Source organism: Rhodopseudomonas sp. P2A-2r (assembly GCF_026015985.1).
Lineage (GTDB): Bacteria > Pseudomonadota > Alphaproteobacteria > Rhizobiales > Xanthobacteraceae > Tardiphaga.
This window is the reverse complement of the sequence record NZ_CP110389.1, coordinates 2,984,227-3,000,937: the sequence shown is the minus strand read 5'-3', so window position 1 is coordinate 3,000,937 and position 16,711 is coordinate 2,984,227. Positions and strand designations below refer to the sequence as shown.

At 61.1% G+C, this 16,711-nt stretch carries 24 protein-coding genes and 3 pseudogenes; all 27 read right to left on the bottom strand.

Translation table 11 applies throughout. The annotated features are described in order from the left end of the window. Positions 1 to 87: 87 nt before the first annotated feature. The 27 genes and pseudogenes from ONR75_RS14270 to rpsL all read right to left on the bottom strand — a co-directional run bounded on the left by ONR75_RS14270 (position 88) and on the right by rpsL (position 16,443). Positions 88 to 1,017 carry an adenylate kinase gene (locus ONR75_RS14270; protein ID WP_265083162.1) on the bottom strand — a complete coding sequence of 310 codons (930 nt, stop codon included), beginning with the start codon at positions 1,015 to 1,017 and terminating at the stop codon, positions 88 to 90. Then, a complete protein-coding gene (gene secY, locus ONR75_RS14265; protein ID WP_265083161.1) occupies positions 1,014 to 2,345 on the bottom strand; it encodes a preprotein translocase subunit SecY in 1,332 nt (443 codons plus the stop codon). Before secY ends, ONR75_RS14270 begins: the two co-directional genes overlap by 4 nt. Positions 2,346 to 2,494: 149 nt before the next feature. Further along, a pseudogene (gene rplO / locus ONR75_RS14260) lies at positions 2,495 to 2,988 on the bottom strand (50S ribosomal protein L15). Positions 2,989 to 3,104: 116 nt separating this feature from the next. Continuing rightward, a complete protein-coding gene (rpmD, locus tag ONR75_RS14255) occupies positions 3,105 to 3,299 on the bottom strand; it encodes a 50S ribosomal protein L30 (protein ID WP_265083160.1) in 195 nt (64 codons plus the stop codon). 23 nt (positions 3,300 to 3,322) lie between these two features. After that, positions 3,323 to 3,895 carry a 30S ribosomal protein S5 gene (rpsE, locus tag ONR75_RS14250; RefSeq protein ID WP_265083159.1) on the bottom strand — a complete coding sequence of 191 codons (573 nt, stop codon included), beginning with the start codon at positions 3,893 to 3,895 and terminating at the stop codon, positions 3,323 to 3,325. Positions 3,896 to 3,970: 75 nt separating this feature from the next. Beyond that, positions 3,971 to 4,332 (bottom strand): annotated as a pseudogene (rplR, locus tag ONR75_RS14245) (50S ribosomal protein L18). Between the two features lie 11 nt (positions 4,333 to 4,343). After that, positions 4,344 to 4,878, bottom strand: a pseudogene (gene rplF, locus ONR75_RS14240) (50S ribosomal protein L6). Between the two features lie 13 nt (positions 4,879 to 4,891). Continuing rightward, the gene (gene rpsH, locus ONR75_RS14235) at positions 4,892 to 5,290 is read right to left on the bottom strand and encodes a 30S ribosomal protein S8 (protein ID WP_265083158.1); all 399 of its coding nucleotides are present in this window, start codon (positions 5,288 to 5,290) and stop codon (positions 4,892 to 4,894) included. 10 nt (positions 5,291 to 5,300) lie between these two features. Further along, entirely contained in the window at positions 5,301 to 5,606 is a 306-nt protein-coding gene (gene rpsN, locus ONR75_RS14230) for a 30S ribosomal protein S14 (RefSeq protein WP_265083157.1), read from the bottom strand. Between the two features lie 43 nt (positions 5,607 to 5,649). Then, complete coding sequence (rplE, locus tag ONR75_RS14225) at positions 5,650 to 6,207, bottom strand: 50S ribosomal protein L5 (RefSeq protein ID WP_265083156.1); 558 nt, start codon at positions 6,205 to 6,207, stop codon at positions 5,650 to 5,652. Beyond that, positions 6,200 to 6,514, bottom strand: a complete 315-nt coding sequence (gene rplX / locus ONR75_RS14220; RefSeq protein ID WP_265083155.1) for a 50S ribosomal protein L24 — start codon at positions 6,512 to 6,514, stop codon at positions 6,200 to 6,202. Before rplX ends, rplE begins: the two co-directional genes overlap by 8 nt. Beyond that, positions 6,514 to 6,882 carry a 50S ribosomal protein L14 gene (gene rplN, locus ONR75_RS14215; RefSeq protein WP_011473865.1) on the bottom strand — a complete coding sequence of 123 codons (369 nt, stop codon included), beginning with the start codon at positions 6,880 to 6,882 and terminating at the stop codon, positions 6,514 to 6,516. The genes rplX and rplN overlap by 1 nt, the downstream gene beginning before the upstream one ends. A 63-nt stretch (positions 6,883 to 6,945) precedes the next feature. Further along, positions 6,946 to 7,194 (bottom strand): 30S ribosomal protein S17, encoded by a 249-nt coding sequence (gene rpsQ / locus ONR75_RS14210; RefSeq protein ID WP_009797129.1) that lies wholly within the window; start codon positions 7,192 to 7,194, stop codon positions 6,946 to 6,948. Positions 7,195 to 7,204: 10 nt separating this feature from the next. Continuing rightward, positions 7,205 to 7,414, bottom strand: coding sequence for a 50S ribosomal protein L29 (gene rpmC, locus ONR75_RS14205; protein WP_265083154.1), 210 nt, complete (start codon positions 7,412 to 7,414; stop codon positions 7,205 to 7,207). A gap of 10 nt (positions 7,415 to 7,424) precedes the next feature. Further along, positions 7,425 to 7,838 carry a 50S ribosomal protein L16 gene (gene rplP / locus ONR75_RS14200; protein ID WP_265083153.1) on the bottom strand — a complete coding sequence of 138 codons (414 nt, stop codon included), beginning with the start codon at positions 7,836 to 7,838 and terminating at the stop codon, positions 7,425 to 7,427. Between the two features lie 34 nt (positions 7,839 to 7,872). After that, complete coding sequence (gene rpsC / locus ONR75_RS14195) at positions 7,873 to 8,571, bottom strand: 30S ribosomal protein S3 (protein ID WP_265083152.1); 699 nt, start codon at positions 8,569 to 8,571, stop codon at positions 7,873 to 7,875. Positions 8,572 to 8,591: 20 nt separating this feature from the next. Beyond that, positions 8,592 to 8,975 carry a 50S ribosomal protein L22 gene (gene rplV, locus ONR75_RS14190; RefSeq protein ID WP_265083151.1) on the bottom strand — a complete coding sequence of 128 codons (384 nt, stop codon included), beginning with the start codon at positions 8,973 to 8,975 and terminating at the stop codon, positions 8,592 to 8,594. Between the two features lie 11 nt (positions 8,976 to 8,986). Continuing rightward, positions 8,987 to 9,265, bottom strand: a complete 279-nt coding sequence (gene rpsS, locus ONR75_RS14185) for a 30S ribosomal protein S19 (RefSeq protein WP_265083150.1) — start codon at positions 9,263 to 9,265, stop codon at positions 8,987 to 8,989. Positions 9,266 to 9,277: 12 nt separating this feature from the next. Continuing rightward, positions 9,278 to 10,111, bottom strand: a complete 834-nt coding sequence (gene rplB / locus ONR75_RS14180; RefSeq protein ID WP_265083149.1) for a 50S ribosomal protein L2 — start codon at positions 10,109 to 10,111, stop codon at positions 9,278 to 9,280. 12 nt (positions 10,112 to 10,123) lie between these two features. Further along, on the bottom strand, positions 10,124 to 10,423 hold the full coding sequence (locus ONR75_RS14175; RefSeq protein ID WP_265083148.1) for a 50S ribosomal protein L23: 300 nt from the start codon (positions 10,421 to 10,423) through the stop codon (positions 10,124 to 10,126). Continuing rightward, entirely contained in the window at positions 10,420 to 11,040 is a 621-nt protein-coding gene (rplD, locus tag ONR75_RS14170) for a 50S ribosomal protein L4 (protein WP_265083147.1), read from the bottom strand. The genes ONR75_RS14175 and rplD overlap by 4 nt, the downstream gene beginning before the upstream one ends. Before the next feature lies 1 nt (position 11,041). Continuing rightward, positions 11,042 to 11,779 (bottom strand): 50S ribosomal protein L3, encoded by a 738-nt coding sequence (gene rplC, locus ONR75_RS14165; RefSeq protein ID WP_265083146.1) that lies wholly within the window; start codon positions 11,777 to 11,779, stop codon positions 11,042 to 11,044. 86 nt (positions 11,780 to 11,865) lie between these two features. Next, positions 11,866 to 12,174, bottom strand: a complete 309-nt coding sequence (gene rpsJ, locus ONR75_RS14160) for a 30S ribosomal protein S10 (protein ID WP_013166261.1) — start codon at positions 12,172 to 12,174, stop codon at positions 11,866 to 11,868. Positions 12,175 to 12,255: 81 nt separating this feature from the next. After that, positions 12,256 to 13,446: an elongation factor Tu gene (gene tuf, locus ONR75_RS14155; protein ID WP_265083127.1), complete on the bottom strand. Its 1,191-nt coding sequence runs from the start codon at positions 13,444 to 13,446 to the stop codon at positions 12,256 to 12,258. A 39-nt stretch (positions 13,447 to 13,485) separates the two neighbouring features. Further along, positions 13,486 to 15,558 (bottom strand): elongation factor G, encoded by a 2,073-nt coding sequence (gene fusA, locus ONR75_RS14150; protein WP_265083145.1) that lies wholly within the window; start codon positions 15,556 to 15,558, stop codon positions 13,486 to 13,488. A 30-nt stretch (positions 15,559 to 15,588) separates the two neighbouring features. Beyond that, positions 15,589 to 16,059 (bottom strand): 30S ribosomal protein S7, encoded by a 471-nt coding sequence (gene rpsG / locus ONR75_RS14145; RefSeq protein WP_265083144.1) that lies wholly within the window; start codon positions 16,057 to 16,059, stop codon positions 15,589 to 15,591. 12 nt (positions 16,060 to 16,071) lie between these two features. Then, entirely contained in the window at positions 16,072 to 16,443 is a 372-nt protein-coding gene (gene rpsL, locus ONR75_RS14140) for a 30S ribosomal protein S12 (protein ID WP_011473880.1), read from the bottom strand. Between the last annotated feature and the right edge of the window lie 268 nt (positions 16,444 to 16,711).

Genomic DNA, 16,711 nt, shown 5'->3' with positions numbered 1-16,711 from the left:
AATTGGTGGGGCCCGGCATCGTTGGAAATACATCCGACTGGATACGGGGCCTTATTAAAGGATTCAACTTCGCTTCGTCAACCGCCTCTAGCGCTTGCTGCGCTTTTTCGCGGACTTCTTGGCGGTTTTTGCCGCTTTCTTGGTCACTTTCCGGGCCGCCGGGCCGGCCGACTTGGCCTTGGTCCTGGCGGAACTCGTTTTCGCCGCCTTGGCGGTCGATTTCTTGCTCGTCTTGGCCGGCTTCGTAGCCTTCTTGGCCGTTTTGGCGACCTTGGCCGCCGGCTTCGAGGCCTTCTTGGCCGCCTTTTTGGCAGTTTTCTTGACGGTTTTCTTGGCTGCCTTGGGGGCCGATTCGGCCTTCACGGCGGATACCTTCCTGGCGGACTTGCGCGCCGACTTCTTGGTCGTCTTCTTCACCGGCTTGTCGCTTGCCATCATGGCGGCGAGCACCCGGTTGATTTCCTGCGTCACCTCCTCGATCGGCATCATGCCGTCGATGGTGACCAGCTTGCGCTTCTCCGAATAGTAATGGACCAGCGGCTCGGTCGAGGTGCGGTAGCTTGCCAGCCGCTTGGCCAGCACTTCCGGCGTATCGTCGACGCGAACCACTTCGCCGCGCGCGGTCATTTCGGCGACTCGCGCCTCGACCCGCTGCAGCAGCGCGCTTTCGTTGACACGCAGTTCGACCGCGGCGTCGAGCTTGAGGCCCTTGGACTTCAGCAGGCTGTCGAGCGCCTCTGCCTGCGGCACGGTGCGCGGAAAGCCGTCGAGGATGAAACCGTTGGCGGCGTCGGGCTGTTCGATGCGGTCGGAAATGATGCCGATCACAACCTCATCAGGCACCAGGCCGCCGGCGGCCATGATGTCCTTGGCCTTGAGGCCGATCTCGGTCTCGGCCTTGACGGCGGCACGCAACATGTCGCCGGTGGAGAGTTGAACGATGTGGTGACGCTCTACGAGTCGAAGTGCCTGCGTTCCCTTGCCCGCCCCCGGCGGCCCGAGAAGAATCAACCTCATTTGCGGCGGCCCCTCAGCTTGGATTTACGGATCAGTCCTTCGTACTGGTGAGCCAGCAGATAGCCCTGCACCTGCGCCACGGTATCCATGGTCACGCTGACCACGATCAGCAGCGACGTGCCGCCGAAGTAGAACGGCACCGAGGCGTAGGAGATCAGGATCTCGGGAATCAGACAGACGACCGCCAGATAGGCCGCACCCAGCACGGTGATGCGCGACAGCACGTAGTCGATGTATTCGGCGGTGCGCTCGCCCGGACGGATGCCCGGAATGAAGCCGCCGTGCTTCTTCAGGTTGTCGGCGGTCTCGGTCGGATTGAACACGATCGCCGTATAGAAGAACGCGAAGAACACGATCAGCGCGATGTACATGACCAGGAACAGCGGACGGCCATGGCCGAGCTGGGTCGTGATCCACTGAAACCACTCCGGCCCCTTGCCGGCGTTGAAGTTGGCAACCGTGGCAGGCAGTAGCAGCAGCGACGACGCGAAGATCGGCGGGATCACGCCCGAGGTGTTGAGCTTCAGCGGCAGATGCGAGGACTGGCCCTCGAACATCTTGTTGCCGACCTGGCGCTTCGGATACTGGATCAGCAGCCGACGCTGGGCCCGCTCCATGAACACGATGAAGGCGATGACGACGACGGCCATGACGATCACGACCAGGATCAGGCCGGTCGACAGCGCACCCTGGCGCCCGAGCTCGAGCATGTTGGCCAGCGCCGACGGCAGTTCGGCGACGATGCCCGACAGGATGATCAGCGAAATGCCGTTGCCGATGCCGCGCGAGGTGATCTGTTCGCCCAGCCACATCAGGAACATGGTGCCGCCGGTGAGCGTCACCGAGGTCGAGATCAGGAAGAACATCCCGGGCTCACTGACCACGTTGCCGGCGCCCTGCAGGCCGACGGCGATGCCGTAGGACTGGAACGCGGCCAGGATGACGGTCAGGTAGCGGGTGTACTGGTTGAGGGTCTTGCGGCCGGATTCGCCCTCTTTCTTGAGGGCTTCGAGCTGCGGCGACACGGTGGTCAGCAGCTGAATGATGATCGACGCCGAGATATACGGCATGATGTTCAGCGCGAATATCGCCATGCGGTTGATACCGCCGCCGGCGAACATGTTGAACATGCCGAGAATGCCGCCCGCCTGCGACTTGAACACCTGCTCCCAGGCAGACGGATCGATGCCCGGCAGCGGGATGTAGGTGCCAAACCGATAAACAAGAAGCGCACCCAGTGTGAACCAGATCCGCTTCTTCAGTTCATCGGCCTTGCCGAGGGCCGAAAAGTTGAGGTTTGCTGCGAGTTGTTCTGCTGCAGAGACCATTATTGTCTTTCTCCCGCGCCCTTCGCGCCGTCATGCCCCGAAAATCGGGGCACTCGGCAGACGCCGGACATCATTTGGTGCTCGGCATTGATAAAATCTACCGCCACATCGCGCAAGGCCGTCCGCTGTCGCGGACGATGACGCAGATGTTACGCCGCTTCGCCTTCGTCCTTGGCCTTCTTGGGGGCCGCCAGGATCTTCACGGTGCCGCCAGCCTTCTCGATGGCTTCGATCGCCGACTTCGAGGCGCCGTGGACTTCGATGTTCAGCTTGGCCTTGATCTCGCCGCGGCCGAGCACCCGGACGCCGTCCTTGACGCGACGGATGATGCGGGCCTTGACCAGCGATGCCGCGTTGATCACGGCCGAGATGTCCAGCGTCTTGGCATCCACGGCGTCCTGCAGACGGTCCAAGTTGATCTCGGCGAAATCGAGCCGGAAGATGTTGTTGAAGCCGCGCTTCGGCAGACGACGATGCAACGGCATCTGGCCGCCTTCGAAGCCCTTGATGCGCACGCCTGAACGAGCGGTCTGACCCTTGCCGCCACGGCCCGAGGTCTTGCCCTTGCCGGAGCCGATACCACGGCCGACGCGCATACGCTTTTGCGGGAGCCGGCGTTATCGGCGATATCGCTGAGCTTCATCGTTCTTTTCCTCTATCGAGCCGCCGTCCTGAGGCCGCGGTCATCCCGGGCCTCGAAGGAGCGTCGGTTGTCACCTGGTACAGCCGACCCTGCGGCTGCCTAAAGGCGACGTGAGCTTACTTATCCTCGACCACGCGGACGAGGTGCTGAACCTTGGCGATCATGCCGCGAACCGAAGGAGTGTCCTGCAGTTCGGTGACGCGACCGATCTTATTGAGCTTCATGCCGATCAAGGTCTCGCGCTGCGAATGATGGCGGCGGATTGCGCTGCCGATCTGCTCGACCTTGATCATCTTTACGGCCTTGGCCATCGTGGTAACTCCAAAAGTCGTGATTACTCAGCGACCACTTCAGCGTCACCGCCGACGCGGCGCGACTGCAGGGTGGACACCTTGATGTTGCGGCGAGCGGCAACCGAGCGCGGCGAATCCTGATGCTTCAGCGCGTCGAAGGTGGCGCGAACCATGTTGTAGGGATTCGACGAACCGATCGACTTGGCGACGACGTCCTGGACGCCGAGGCTTTCGAACACGGCGCGCATCGGGCCGCCGGCGATGATGCCGGTACCGGCGGGCGCTGCACGCAGATAGACGCGGCCCGCACCGTGGCGACCAGCGATATCGTGGTGCAAAGTGCGACCCTCGCGCAGAGCGACGCGCGTCAGGTTGCGCTTGGCCGACTCGGTGGCCTTGCGGATGGCTTCGGGAACTTCACGTGCCTTGCCGTGACCGAAACCGACCCTGCCCTTCTGATCGCCGATCACGACCAGCGCGGCGAAACCGAAGCGCTTGCCGCCCTTGACGACCTTCGCCACACGGTTGATGTGGACCAGCTTGTCGACGAATTCACTATCGCGCTCTTCCCGGCCGCCCCTGTGGCCGCCACCGCGCTCGCGTTCACCTGCCATGGTGTTTTCCAATCCTTGAGAAGCTTTCGCCTCTGTCCTTGTGTCCGTTCAATATCAATTCGAAGCCAAAGTCGCTTAGAAGCTGAGCCCGCTCTCGCGTGCCGCATCCGCAAGCGCCTTCACGCGACCATGGTAGAGATAACCACCACGGTCGAAGACCACTTCCTTGACGCCATTCTTGACCGCGCGCTCTGCCAGCAGCTTGCCGACCGCCTTCGCCGCATCGACGTCCGCACCCGTCTTGCCGATATCGCGCATCGCCTTTTCCAGCGAAGAAGCTGACGCCAGCGTCTCCCCTTCAGATCGTCGATCACCTGGGCATAGATATGCTTCGACGAGCGAAAGATCGACAGGCGCGGCCGACCGTTGGCGGTCCGTCGCAGCGAGAGCCGCACGCGTTGCTTGCGCCGGGCATTCGTAATCTTGAGTTTCGACATGACCGGCTCCGTTACTTCTTCTTGCCTTCCTTGCGGAAGATAAACTCGTCGGAATATCTGACGCCCTTGCCCTTGTAGGGCTCCGGCGGACGGTAGCTGCGGATCTCCGCGGCGACCTGACCAACGCGTTGCGAATCGTTTCCGGAAATCAGGATCTCGGTCGGCTTCGGCACCGTGACCAGGATCCCCTCCGGGATATCGTAAACGACATCGTGGCTGTAGCCGAGCGCGAGCTGCAGCTTCTTGCCCTGCAGCGCGGCACGATAGCCGACGCCGGTGATGTCGAGCTTCTTTTCAAAACCCTTGGTAACGCCTTCGAGCAGATCTCGCAATCTGCGCCCGTGCGGTGCCGTAGAGCGCGCGTGCGCGGTTGGTCTCGACCCGCGGTGCCACCGTGATGGAACCGTTGTCGAGCTTCACCGACACGTCGTCGTGCACAACGAACTGAAGCTGGCCCTTGGGCCCCTTCATCTTGACGACCTGGCCTTCGACGGTCGCGGTAACGCCCGCGGTAACCGTGACTGGCTTTTTGCCAACGCGTGACATGGCTAATCCTTCCTCAGAACACCGTGAAGAGAACTTCGCCGCCCACGTTCGCTTCGCGCGCTTCGTGGTCAGCCATAATTCCCTTGGGTGTCGACAAAACCGAAATGCCAAGACCGTTCTTCACGCGCGGCAGGTTCTTCACCGAGACGTAAACACGACGTCCTGGCTTGGAAACGCGATCGATTTCACGGATGACCGGTTCGCCATCGAAATACTTCAGCTCGACTTCGAGCTCGCTGCGGCCGCTCGAATGCTCGACGCTGGCGTAGCCACGGATGTAGCCCTCGTTCTTCAGCACTTCGAGCACATTGGCGCGCATCTTCGAGCCCGGGGTCGAAACCTTCGGCTTGGAGCGCATCTGCGCGTTGCGGATACGGGTGATGAGATCGCTGATTGGATCGTGCGTTGACATGCCCGCCCCCTTACCAGCTTGACTTCACGAGCCCGGGAACCAGGCCGCGAGAGCCCAGGTCACGCAGCGCGATACGGCTGAGCTTGTTCTTGCGATAGACCGCACGCGAGCGGCCGGTGATTTCGCAACGATTGCGAATGCGGACAGCCGAGGAATTGCGCGGCAGCTCGGCGAGCTTCAGCGTTGCGGCGAACCGCTCTTCCATCGGACGTTCCTTGTCGGCTATGATGGCCTTGAGCTTCGCACGCTTCGGCGCGGCGTTCTTGGTCATTCTCTTCCGACGATTGTTCTTCTCGATCGAACTCTTCTTTGCCATGCTTGGCTCCTGGGTTTCCGCGTTTGAGAGGCTTGTCAGCTTCTCACTGCCGGAACGGGAAATTGAAAGCGGTCAACAACGCACGGGCCTCGTCATCGGTGGTCGCAGTCGTGCAGACCGTGATGTCCATGCCCCACGTCTCCCCCATCTTGTCGAAGTCGATTTCGGGGAAAATGATGTGCTCTTTGATGCCGAGCGAGTAGTTGCCGCGGCCGTCGAAGCTCTTCGGGTTCAGGCCGCGGAAATCGCGGACGCGCGGCAGCGCGACGTTGATCAGCCGGTCGATGAACTCGTACATCTTCGCCTTGCGCAGCGTCACCTTGGCGCCGATCGGCTGGTTTTCACGCAGCTTGAAGGTCGCGATGGCGACGCGCGAATAGGTGATGATCGGCTTCTGGCCGGCGATCAGCGCCAAGTCGGCGGCAGCGGTGTCGGCCTTTTTGCGATCGTTCACGGCTTCGCCGATGCCCATGTTGAGCACGACCTTGTCGAGACGCGGAACCTGCATGACATTCTGATAACCGAACTGCTCGGTCAGCTTGCCGCGGATTTCCTTGTCGAACTGTTCGCGTAAACGCGGAGTGTATGCGGTCTCAGACATCGATCTCAGCTCCCGAGCGCTTGGCGATACGTACCTTCTTGCCATCCGCCTGAATTTTGAAACCCACGCGGGTCGGCTTGCCGTCCTTGCCGACGATGGCAATGTTCGACAGCTGGATCGGCGCCTCTTTCGAGATGATGCCGCCTTCCTGCGCCTGGGTCTGCTTCTGGTGCTTCTTCACGAGGTTGACGCCGCGAACCAGCGCCTTGCCGTCGGTCGGACGAACCTCGAACACCTCGCCGGTGCGCCCCTTGTCGCGACCGGTGAGCACGATGACCTTATCGCCCTTGCGAATCTTGGCAGCCATTACAGCACCTCCGGCGCAAGCGAGATGATCTTCATATGGTTCTTGGCACGCAGCTCGCGCGGCACGGGCCCGAAGATGCGGGTTCCGACCGGCTCGGACTGATTGTTGATCAGCACGGCGGCGTTGCGGTCGAAGCGGATGACGGATCCGTCGGCGCGGCGAATGTCCTTGCGGACACGAACCACGACGGCCTTCATGACGTCGCCCTTCTTGACCTTCCCGCGTGGGATGGCTTCCTTGATTGACACGACAATTACGTCGCCAACTGTAGCATAACGGCGCTTGGAACCCCCAAGAACCTTAATGCACATAACACGGCGTGCGCCTGAATTATCGGCCACGTCGAGGTTGGTCTGCATCTGAATCATTGATGCACCTCGTCCTCTTTTTAATGCGCAAAGTCGCGCGTAGATCTGATGCGCAAGGCGCGCTTAGGCTGTTTTCTTCTGTTCACCCCGGACAACCGTCCAGCGCTTCAACTTCGAGATCGGCTTGCTCTCCTCGATCCACACCATGTCGCCCGGCTTGAACTCGTTGTTCTCGTCGTGCGCGTGATAGTTCTTCGAGCGGCGGATGGTCTTCTTGTAGATCGGGTGGGTGAAGCGGCGATCGACGCGCACCACAACCGTCTTTGCTTGCTTGTCGCTGACGACCACGCCCTGAAGCGTACGTTTCGGCATATTCGGCCCCTTACTTCGACTTCGCGTCGCGCTTCTGCGCGGCGACGGTCTTGATGCGTGCGATATCGCGGCGAGCTTCGCGCAGGCGCGAGGTGTTTTCCAGCTGCCCGGTGGCGCGCTGGAAGCGAAGGTTGAAGCGCTCTTTCTTCAGGTTGACGACGGCGTCTTCCATCTGATCGGCGCTCATTGCGCGGATATCGGCGGTTTTCAAATCGGCCATGACTTTACCCTTATTCCGCAATGCGCGTAACGAAACGCGTCTTGATCGGCAGCTTGGCGGCGGCCAGCGTGAACGCCTCCTTGGCGACCTGCTGGGTGACACCGTCGATCTCGAAGATCACGCGGCCAGGCTTGACGCGCGCAACCCACAATTCCGGCGTTCCCTTGCCGGAGCCCATTCGGACTTCGGCGGGCTTCTTCGACACCGGCAGATCCGGGAAGATGCGGATCCACACGCGGCCGGCACGCTTCATGTGACGGGTCAGCGCGCGGCGGGCAGCCTCGATCTGACGGGCGGTGAGACGCTCGGGTGCCATCGCCTTCAGGCCGAACTGACCGAAGGACAGTGTCGCACCCGAAGTCGCAACGCCGTGAATCCGGCCCTTATGCGCCTTCCGGAACTTGGTCTTCTTTGGTTGCATCATGGCTTACGCCCTCAAACCTTCTAATTTGAACCGCTCAGGCGGCGTCGCGACGCGGCCGCGAATTGTCACCCTCGGCCATACGCTTGTCCTGGGCCATCGGATCGTGCTCAAGGATTTCGCCCTTGAAGATCCAGACCTTGACGCCGCAAGTACCGAACGTCGTGAATGCGGTGGCGACGCCGTAGTCGATGTCCGCACGCAGCGTATGCAGCGGCACGCGACCTTCGCGATACCATTCCATGCGCGCGATTTCGGCGCCGCCGAGGCGGCCCGAGCAATTGATACGGATGCCTTCGGCACCCAGGCGCATCGCCGACTGAACGGCGCGCTTCATGGCGCGGCGGAACGCGACGCGGCGCTCGAGCTGCTGCGCGATCGACTCGGCGACCAGGGTCGCGTCGAGCTCCGGCTTGCGGATTTCGACGATGTTGATCACCACGTCGGAGGCGGTGATGTCGGCAACCTTCTTGCGAAGCTTGTCGATGTCGGCGCCCTTCTTGCCGATCACCACACCCGGACGAGCCGAGTGGATCGTGACGCGGCACTTCTTGTGCGGGCGCTCGATGATGATCTTGGCGACAGCAGCCTGCTTCAGCTCCTTGTGCAGCACTTCACGGATCTTGACGTCCTCGTGAAGCAGCTTGCCGTATTCGTTCTTGCCGGCATACCAACGTGAATCCCACGTACGGTTGATGCCAAGACGCAGACCGATTGGATTGATCTTCTGACCCATCGTATTCTCCCGCGCCCTGCTTAAGCTGTCGCTGCTTCGACCTGACGAACAACGATCGTCAGCTGCGCGAATGGTTTAAAGATGCGTCCCGAACGGCCACGGCCGCGCGGGGCGAAACGCTTCATGACAATGCCCTTGCCGACATGGGCCTCGGAGACGATCAGATCGTCGACCTCGAGGTCATGGTTGTTCTCGGCATTGGCGATCGCCGACTCCAGGCACTTCTTGACGTCGACTGCGATCCGCTTGCGCGAGAACTGCAGGTCGGCGAGCGCGGCCGAAGCCTTCCGGCCGCGAATCATCTGCGCGACCAGGTTAAGCTTCTGCGGGCTCACCCGCAGCATTCGGGCAATCGCCTTCGCCTCGTTATCGGGGAGGCTCCGTTCGCGCTTTGGTTTGCTCATAACTTACGTCCTTAAGCCTTCTTGGCTTTCTTGTCGCCCGAATGACCGTGGAAGGTCCTGGTCGGCGAAAACTCGCCGAACTTGTGACCGACCATCTCTTCATTGATGGCGACAGGTACATGCTTTTGGCCGTTGTAGACGCCAAAGGTGAGACCGACGAACTGCGGCAGGATCGTGGAACGTCGGCTCCAGATCTTGATGACGTCATGACGGCCTGACGCGCGGGCGACATCTGCCTTCTTGAGCAGCGAGCCTTCGACGAACGGGCCTTTCCAGACTGAACGAACCATGTCCGGCGATCCTTACTTCTTCCGCTTGTGGCGGCTGATGAGAATGAATTTCGTGGTCGACTTGTTCGAACGCGTCTTCTTGCCCTTGGTCGGCTTGCCCCACGGGGTCACCGGGTGACGACCGCCCGAGGTGCGGCCTTCGCCGCCGCCGTGCGGATGGTCGATCGGGTTCATCGACACGCCGCGGTTATGCGGGCGACGACCAAACCAGCGCATACGGCCGGCCTTGCCCATCGAGGTGTTCATGTGGTCGGGGTTCGACACGGCGCCGATGGTCCCGGTGCAACGACCGTGAACCAGGCGCTGTTCGCCGGAATTCAGGCGGACGATCACATAGTCATGGTCGCGGCCGACGAGCTGGGCATAGGTGCCGGCGGAACGGGCGATCTGCCCACCCTTGCCGATCTTCAGCTCGACGTTGTGAATGATGGTGCCGATCGGCATGTTGCCCAGCGGCATGACATTGCCCGGCTTCACGTCGACGTAGTTTCCGGCAATCACCGTGTCGCCAACCGCGAGACGCTGAGGCGCGAGGATGTAGGACTGGGTCCCGTCTTCGTACTTCAGCAGCGCGATAAAGGCGGTGCGATTCGGATCATACTCGAGTCGCTCGACCTTTGCAGGCATATCGACCTTGGTACGCTTGAAATCGACGATACGGTAGGTCTGCTTGTGACCGCCGCCGCGAAAACGAACGACCGTGCGACCGGTGTTGTTGCGACCGCCCGAGGAGTGCTTGCCCTCGGTCAGCGACTTGACCGGCTTGCCCTTGTAGAGCCCGGAGCGATCGACAATGACCAGCTGACGCTGACCGGGTGTCGTCGGATTGAATTTTTTAAGTGCCATCGTCGTTCTGCCTTATAGACCGGTCGTGACGTCGATGCGGTGGCCCTCTTCGAGTGTCACGATCGCACGCTTGACGTCCGACTGTGAACCGAAGGTGCCGCGGAAGACTTTCGTCTTGCCCTTGCGCACCAGGGTATTCACGCTCTTAACCTTGACGTCGAACAGCTTCTCGACGGCTTCCTTGATCTGCGGCTTGGTGGCTTTCGAGGCCACCTTGAACACAACCTTGTTGTGCTCGGACGCAACAGTCGCTTTTTCCGTCACCACGGGGGCAACGATGATGTCGTAATGGCGCGGGTCGATATTCTTCATTTGAAGCGCGCCTCCAACGCATCGAGCGCCGCCTTGGTCAGAACCAGCTTCTGACGACGCAGAATGTCATAGACGTTGATGCCCTGGATCGGGAGCACGTCGATGTTCGGAATGTTACGGGCCGCCTGGGCGAAACCGGTGTGAACTTCGGCGCCGTCGACGATCAGCGCATTGGTCAGGCCGAGACCCGAGAAATGACCAAGCAGAGCCTTCGTCTTGGCGGCTTCCAGAGTTGCCGACTCGATCACGATCAAGCCGCCATCCTTGGCCTTGGACGACAGCGCATGCCGCAGGGCAAGCGCGCGAACCTTCTTCGGCAGATCAAACGCATGGGAGCGAACGACCGGACCGAATGCACGGCCACCGCCGCGGAACTGCGGGACACGGGCAGAACCGTGACGCGCACCGCCGGTGCCCTTCTGCTTGTACATCTTCTTGCCGGTGCGCCAGATCTCGGCGCGACCCTTGGTCTTGTGCGTGCCAGCCTGGCGCTTGGCGAGCTGCCAGTTGACGCAACGCTGGATGATGTCGGCGCGGGGGTCGAGACCGAAGATGGCATCCGACAGCTCGATCGAGCCGGCGTCCTTGCCCTCAAGCGTGGTGACGTTCAGTTTCATCTCACACGCCCTCCTTCTCGGCGACAGGCGCCTCGGCAGGTGCTTCCTGCTCGGTGCCCGCATCGGCCAGGCGGAACTTGCCGGGCTTCGGCGCTTCCTTCGGAAGTGCCTTCTTCACGGCGTCACGCACTGCGATCCAGCCGCCCTTGGAGCCGGGAACGGCACCTTCGACGAGGATCAGGCCGCGTTCCACATCCGTCTGCACGACGCGCAGGTTCAGCGTGGTAATCTTGTCGACGCCCATATGGCCGGGCATCTTCTTGTTCTTGAAGGTCTTGCCGGGATCCTGACGTCCGCCGGTCGAACCGATCGAACGATGCGAGACCGACACGCCGTGGGTGGCGCGCAGACCGCGGAAATTCCAGCGCTTCATGCCGCCGGCGAAGCCCTTACCGACCGAGGTGCCGGTGACATCGACGAACTGACCGACCACAAAGTGGTCCGCCATGATCTCGGCGCCGACCGGGATCAGCGCGTCTTCCGACACGCGGAATTCCGCGACCTTCCGCTTGGGCTCAACCTTGGCAACGGCGAACTGGCCGCGTTCTGCCTTCGGCAAATAGACGGTCTTGCGTGTGCCCGAACCGAGCTGCAGCGCAACGTAACCATTCTTCTCGCTGGTGAGGTGACCTAACACCTGGCAATTGCCCAGCTTTAGCACGGTCACTGGAATGTGCTCACCGGTCTCCGTAAAGACCCGTGTCATTCCGACCTTTTGTGCGATCACTCCGGAGCGCATCGGCGTGCTTCCTGTTCTTTCTGTCCGTATGACCGGACTGGACCTAAAATACGTGTCTGAGACTCAACCCGCTTGTGCAGGAAGCGTCAGAGCTTGATCTCGACATCGACACCGGCGGCGAGGTCGAGCTTCATCAAAGCATCGACAGTCTGCGGGGTCGGATCGACGATATCGAGAAGACGCTTGTGAGTGCGCATCTCGAACTGCTCGCGGCTCTTCTTGTCGACGTGCGGCGAACGGTTGACAGTGAACTTCTCGATGCGGGTCGGCAGCGGGATTGGTCCGCGAACCTGTGCACCGGTACGTTTCGCCGTGCTGACGATCTCGCGGGTCGATGCATCGAGAATCCGATGATCGAACGCCTTGAGCCGAATGCGGATATTCTGGCCGTTCATGCCGTTGTCTTTCTTTGTCGACTTAACTTCGCGTCTGGTCGGGGATAGCGGATCGTAATCCGCTATCCCCTGCCCGACTTGTTACTCGATGATGCTTGCGACGACGCCTGCACCCACCGTGCGGCCACCCTCGCGGATAGCGAAGCGCAGCTTCTCTTCCATGGCGATCGGCACGATCAGGTGCACTTCCATGGCGATGTTGTCGCCCGGCATGACCATTTCGGTCCCTTCCGGCAGATGGACCACACCGGTCACGTCGGTGGTGCGGAAGTAGAACTGCGGACGGTAGTTGGTGAAGAACGGGGTGTGACGACCGCCCTCTTCCTTGGTGAGGATGTAGGCCTCAGCCTTGAACTTGGTGTGCGGCTTGACCGAACCCGGCTTGCACAGCACCTGACCACGCTCGACTTCCTCACGCTTGGTGCCGCGCAGCAGCGCGCCGATGTTGTCGCCGGCCTGGCCCTGATCGAGCAGCTTGCGGAACATTTCCACGCCGGTGCAGATGGTCTTCTGGGTATCGCGGATACCGACGATCTCGATTTCCTCGCCAACCTTGACGATGCCGCGCTCGACGCGGCCGGTGACGACGGTGCCGCGACCCGAGATCGAGAACACGTCTTCCACCGGCATCAGGAACGGCTGGTCGATCGGGCGTTCCGGCTGCGGGATGTAGGCGTCGACCGCCTTCATCAGCTCCAGGATCGCGTCGTGACCGAGCTTCTGGTCGGAGTTCTCGAGAGCGGCCAGCGCCGAACCCTTGATGATCGGAATGTCATCGCCCGGGAAGTCGTACTTGGAGAGAAGTTCGCGAACTTCCATTTCCACCAGTTCGAGCAGTTCCGGATCGTCGACCATGTCGCACTTGTTGAGGAACACGACCAGCGCGGGAACGCCGACCTGGCGCGCCAGCAGGATGTGTTCGCGGGTCTGCGGCATCGGGCCGTCAGCGGCCGACACGACGAGAATGCCGCCGTCCATCTGCGCCGCACCGGTGATCATGTTCTTCACATAGTCGGCGTGGCCGGGGCAGTCGACGTGGGCGTAGTGGCGGTTGGCGGTCTCGTACTCGACGTGAGCGGTCGAGATCGTGATGCCGCGGGCCTTCTCTTCCGGCGCCTTGTCGATCTGGTCGTAGGCCGTGAACGTCGCACCGCCCGTCTCCGCCAACACCTTGGTGATCGCCGCCGTCAGCGACGTCTTGCCATGGTCGACGTGACCGATCGTACCGATGTTGCAATGCGGCTTGTTACGTTCGAATTTTGCTTTAGCCATAACTCTCTCCGTTCAGTCGTTAACTGTCGCCAACGACAATCAGGCAAACTTCTTTTGGACTTCCGCCGACACGTTTGCCGGTGCTTCCGCGTAGTGATCAAATTGCATCGTGAAGGTCGCGCGCCCCTGGCTCATCGAGCGCAGGTTATTCACGTAACCGAACATGTTCATGAGCGGCACCATCGCGTTGATGACGTTGGCGTTGCCGCGCATGTCCTGGCCCTGGATCTGGCCGCGCCGCGAATTCAGATCGCCGATGACCGAACCGGTGTAGTCTTCCGGGGTCACGCATTCGACCTTCATGATCGGCTCGAGCAGGACGGACTTGCCCTTCTGCAGCGCTTCGCGGAAAGCCGCGCGCGATGCGATTTCGAAGGCCAGAGCCGACGAGTCGACGTCATGGTAGGCGCCGTCGATCAGGGTGACCTTGACGTCGACCACCGGGAAGCCGGCGACAACGCCCGAACCCAGAACCGAGTTGAGGCCCTTTTCGACGCCGGGGATGTATTCCTTCGGCACCGCACCGCCGACGACCTTGGATTCGAACTCAAATCCCTTGCCCGGCTCGTTCGGCTCGACCACGAACTTGACCCGCGCGAACTGGCCGGTACCACCGGTCTGCTTCTTGTGGGTGTAGTCCACTTCGGCCTTCTTGGTCACGCGCTCACGGAACGCCACCTGCGGCGCGCCGATGTTCGCATCGACCTTGTAGGTACGGCGAAGGATGTCGACCTTGATGTCGAGATGCAGTTCGCCCATGCCCTTGAGGATGGTCTGACCGGATTCCACGTCGGTGGAGACGCGAAACGACGGATCTTCCGCAGCGAGCTTCGCCAGAGCGACGCCCAGCTTTTCCTGGTCGGCCTTGGTCTTCGGCTCGATCGCGATCTCGATCACCGGCTCCGGGAATTCCATCTTCTCCAGGATGACCTGCTTGCCAGCGTCGCACAGGGTATCACCGGTGCGGGCTTCCTTCAGGCCGGCCAGAGCGACGATGTCGCCGGCATAGGCTTCCTTGATGTCTTCGCGGTTGTTCGCATGCATCAGCAGCATGCGGCCGATGCGCTCCTTGCGGTCGCGCGTCGAGTTGACGACGCCGGTGCCGGAGATCAGCGTGCCGGAATAGATGCGGCAGAACGTGATGGTGCCGACGAACGGATCGTCCATGATCTTGAAGGCCAGCAGCGCGAGCGGCTCGCTATCCTTCGGCAGACGGATGATCTCGTTGCCTTCGTCATCCACGCCCTTGATGGCGGGAACGTCGACGGGCGACGGCAGGTAATCGACAACTGCGTCGAGCAAGGGCTGCACGCCCTTGTTCTTGAACGCCGAACCGCACAGCACGGGATAGAACGCGCTGGTCAGCACGGCCTTGCGGATCAGACGCTTCAGAGTAGCTTCATCCGGCTCAACGCCATCGAGGAAAGCGGACAGAACTTCGTCGTCGAGCTCGACGGCGGCTTCCACCATCTTCTCGCGATATTCCTTGGCCTTCTCGAGCATGTCCTCAGGGATATCGATGTCCTTGAAGTTCGCACCCAGGGCTTCGTCTTCCCAGATCACGCCCTTCATGCGCACCAGATCGACCAGGCCCTTGAAATTGCTCTCCTCGCCGATCGGCAGCTGGATCGCAATCGGCTTGGCGCCGAGACGGTCGATGATGTCCTGCAGGCACTTGTAGAAGTCAGCGCCGGTCTTATCCATCTTGTTCGCGAACACGATGCGCGGCACGCGGTACTTGTCGCCCTGACGCCACACGGTTTCGGTCTGCGGTTCAACGCCCTGGTTGCCGTCGAGAACGACGACCGCGCCGTCGAGCACGCGCAGCGAACGCTCGACTTCGATGGTGAAGTCGACGTGGCCGGGAGTGTCGATGATGTTCAGACGCTTGCCGTTCCAGAACGCAGTGGTTGCTGCGGACGTGATCGTAATGCCGCGCTCCTGCTCCTGCTCCATCCAGTCCATCGTCGCTGCACCTTCGTGCACTTCGCCGATTTTGTGGCTCTTGCCGGTGTAGTAAAGGATGCGCTCGGTGGTCGTGGTCTTACCTGCATCGATATGCGCCATGATACCGAAATTTCGGTAATCCTCGATGGCATGTACGCGGGGCATGGGCTCGTCCTTAAATCCGTTGTTTCGCCGTTACCAGCGATAGTGCGAGAAGGCGCGGTTGGCTTCAGCCATCCGATGCACGTCTTCGCGCTTCTTCACGGCATTGCCTCGGCCGTTCGACGCATCGAGCAGCTCGGCGGAGAGGCGCTCCGTCATCGTCTTTTCGTTGCGGTCACGCGCCGCAGTGATCAGCCAGCGAATGCCCAGCGCCTGGCGCCGAACGCTGCGGACTTCGACCGGAACCTGGTAGGTGGCACCACCAACGCGGCGCGAACGCACCTCGATGGTCGGCATCACGTTTTCCAGAGCCTGCTCGAACACCGGCAGCGGGCCTTGCTTGGTCTTGGCTTCGATCATTTCGAGCGCACCGTAAACGATGCTCTCGGCGGCAGACTTCTTGCCGTCATACATGACCGAGTTCATGAACTTCGTGATGATGATATTCCCGAACTTCGGATCCGGGTTCACTTCACGCTTTTCAGCAGAATGGCGACGAGACATCGATAATCCCCGTTACTTCGGACGCTTCGCGCCGTACTTCGAACGACGCTGCTTACGGTTCTTGACGCCCTGGGTATCCAGCACGCCGCGGAGAATGTGGTAACGCACGCCGGGCAAATCCTTGACGCGGCCGCCGCGGATCATGACCACGGAATGCTCTTGAAGGTTATGACCTTCGCCCGGAATGTATCCGATGACTTCGAAGCCGTTGGTCAGACGCACCTTGGCAACCTTACGAAGCGCCGAGTTCGGCTTCTTCGGGGTCGTGGTGTAGACGCGCGTACAAACGCCACGCTTCTGCGGCGACTGCTGCAGTGCGGGCACCTTCTTGCGCGACTTCTGAACGACACGCGGACTTGCGATCAGCTGGTTGATCGTCGGCATCTTCGCCTTCACCCTTGTTCGCGCGAAACCATAACGGCTTCGCAAAATTGTTCGGGGCCACCTACCCCATCGCACGCCCCACATGAAAGGATTCACGCAAAACGAAATCACGCCAACCGCTCATCACTGAGCAGAAAGCGCTTCACGCCACAGAGGACCGCGATCGTGACCACCCGGCTTTCGCCTGATAGCCTGCACCGAGGTCATGCTTCCGAATTAAATCTCGAGAGATTTTGCTCAGGAGATAAACGTCGTTTTGGCAGCCTAG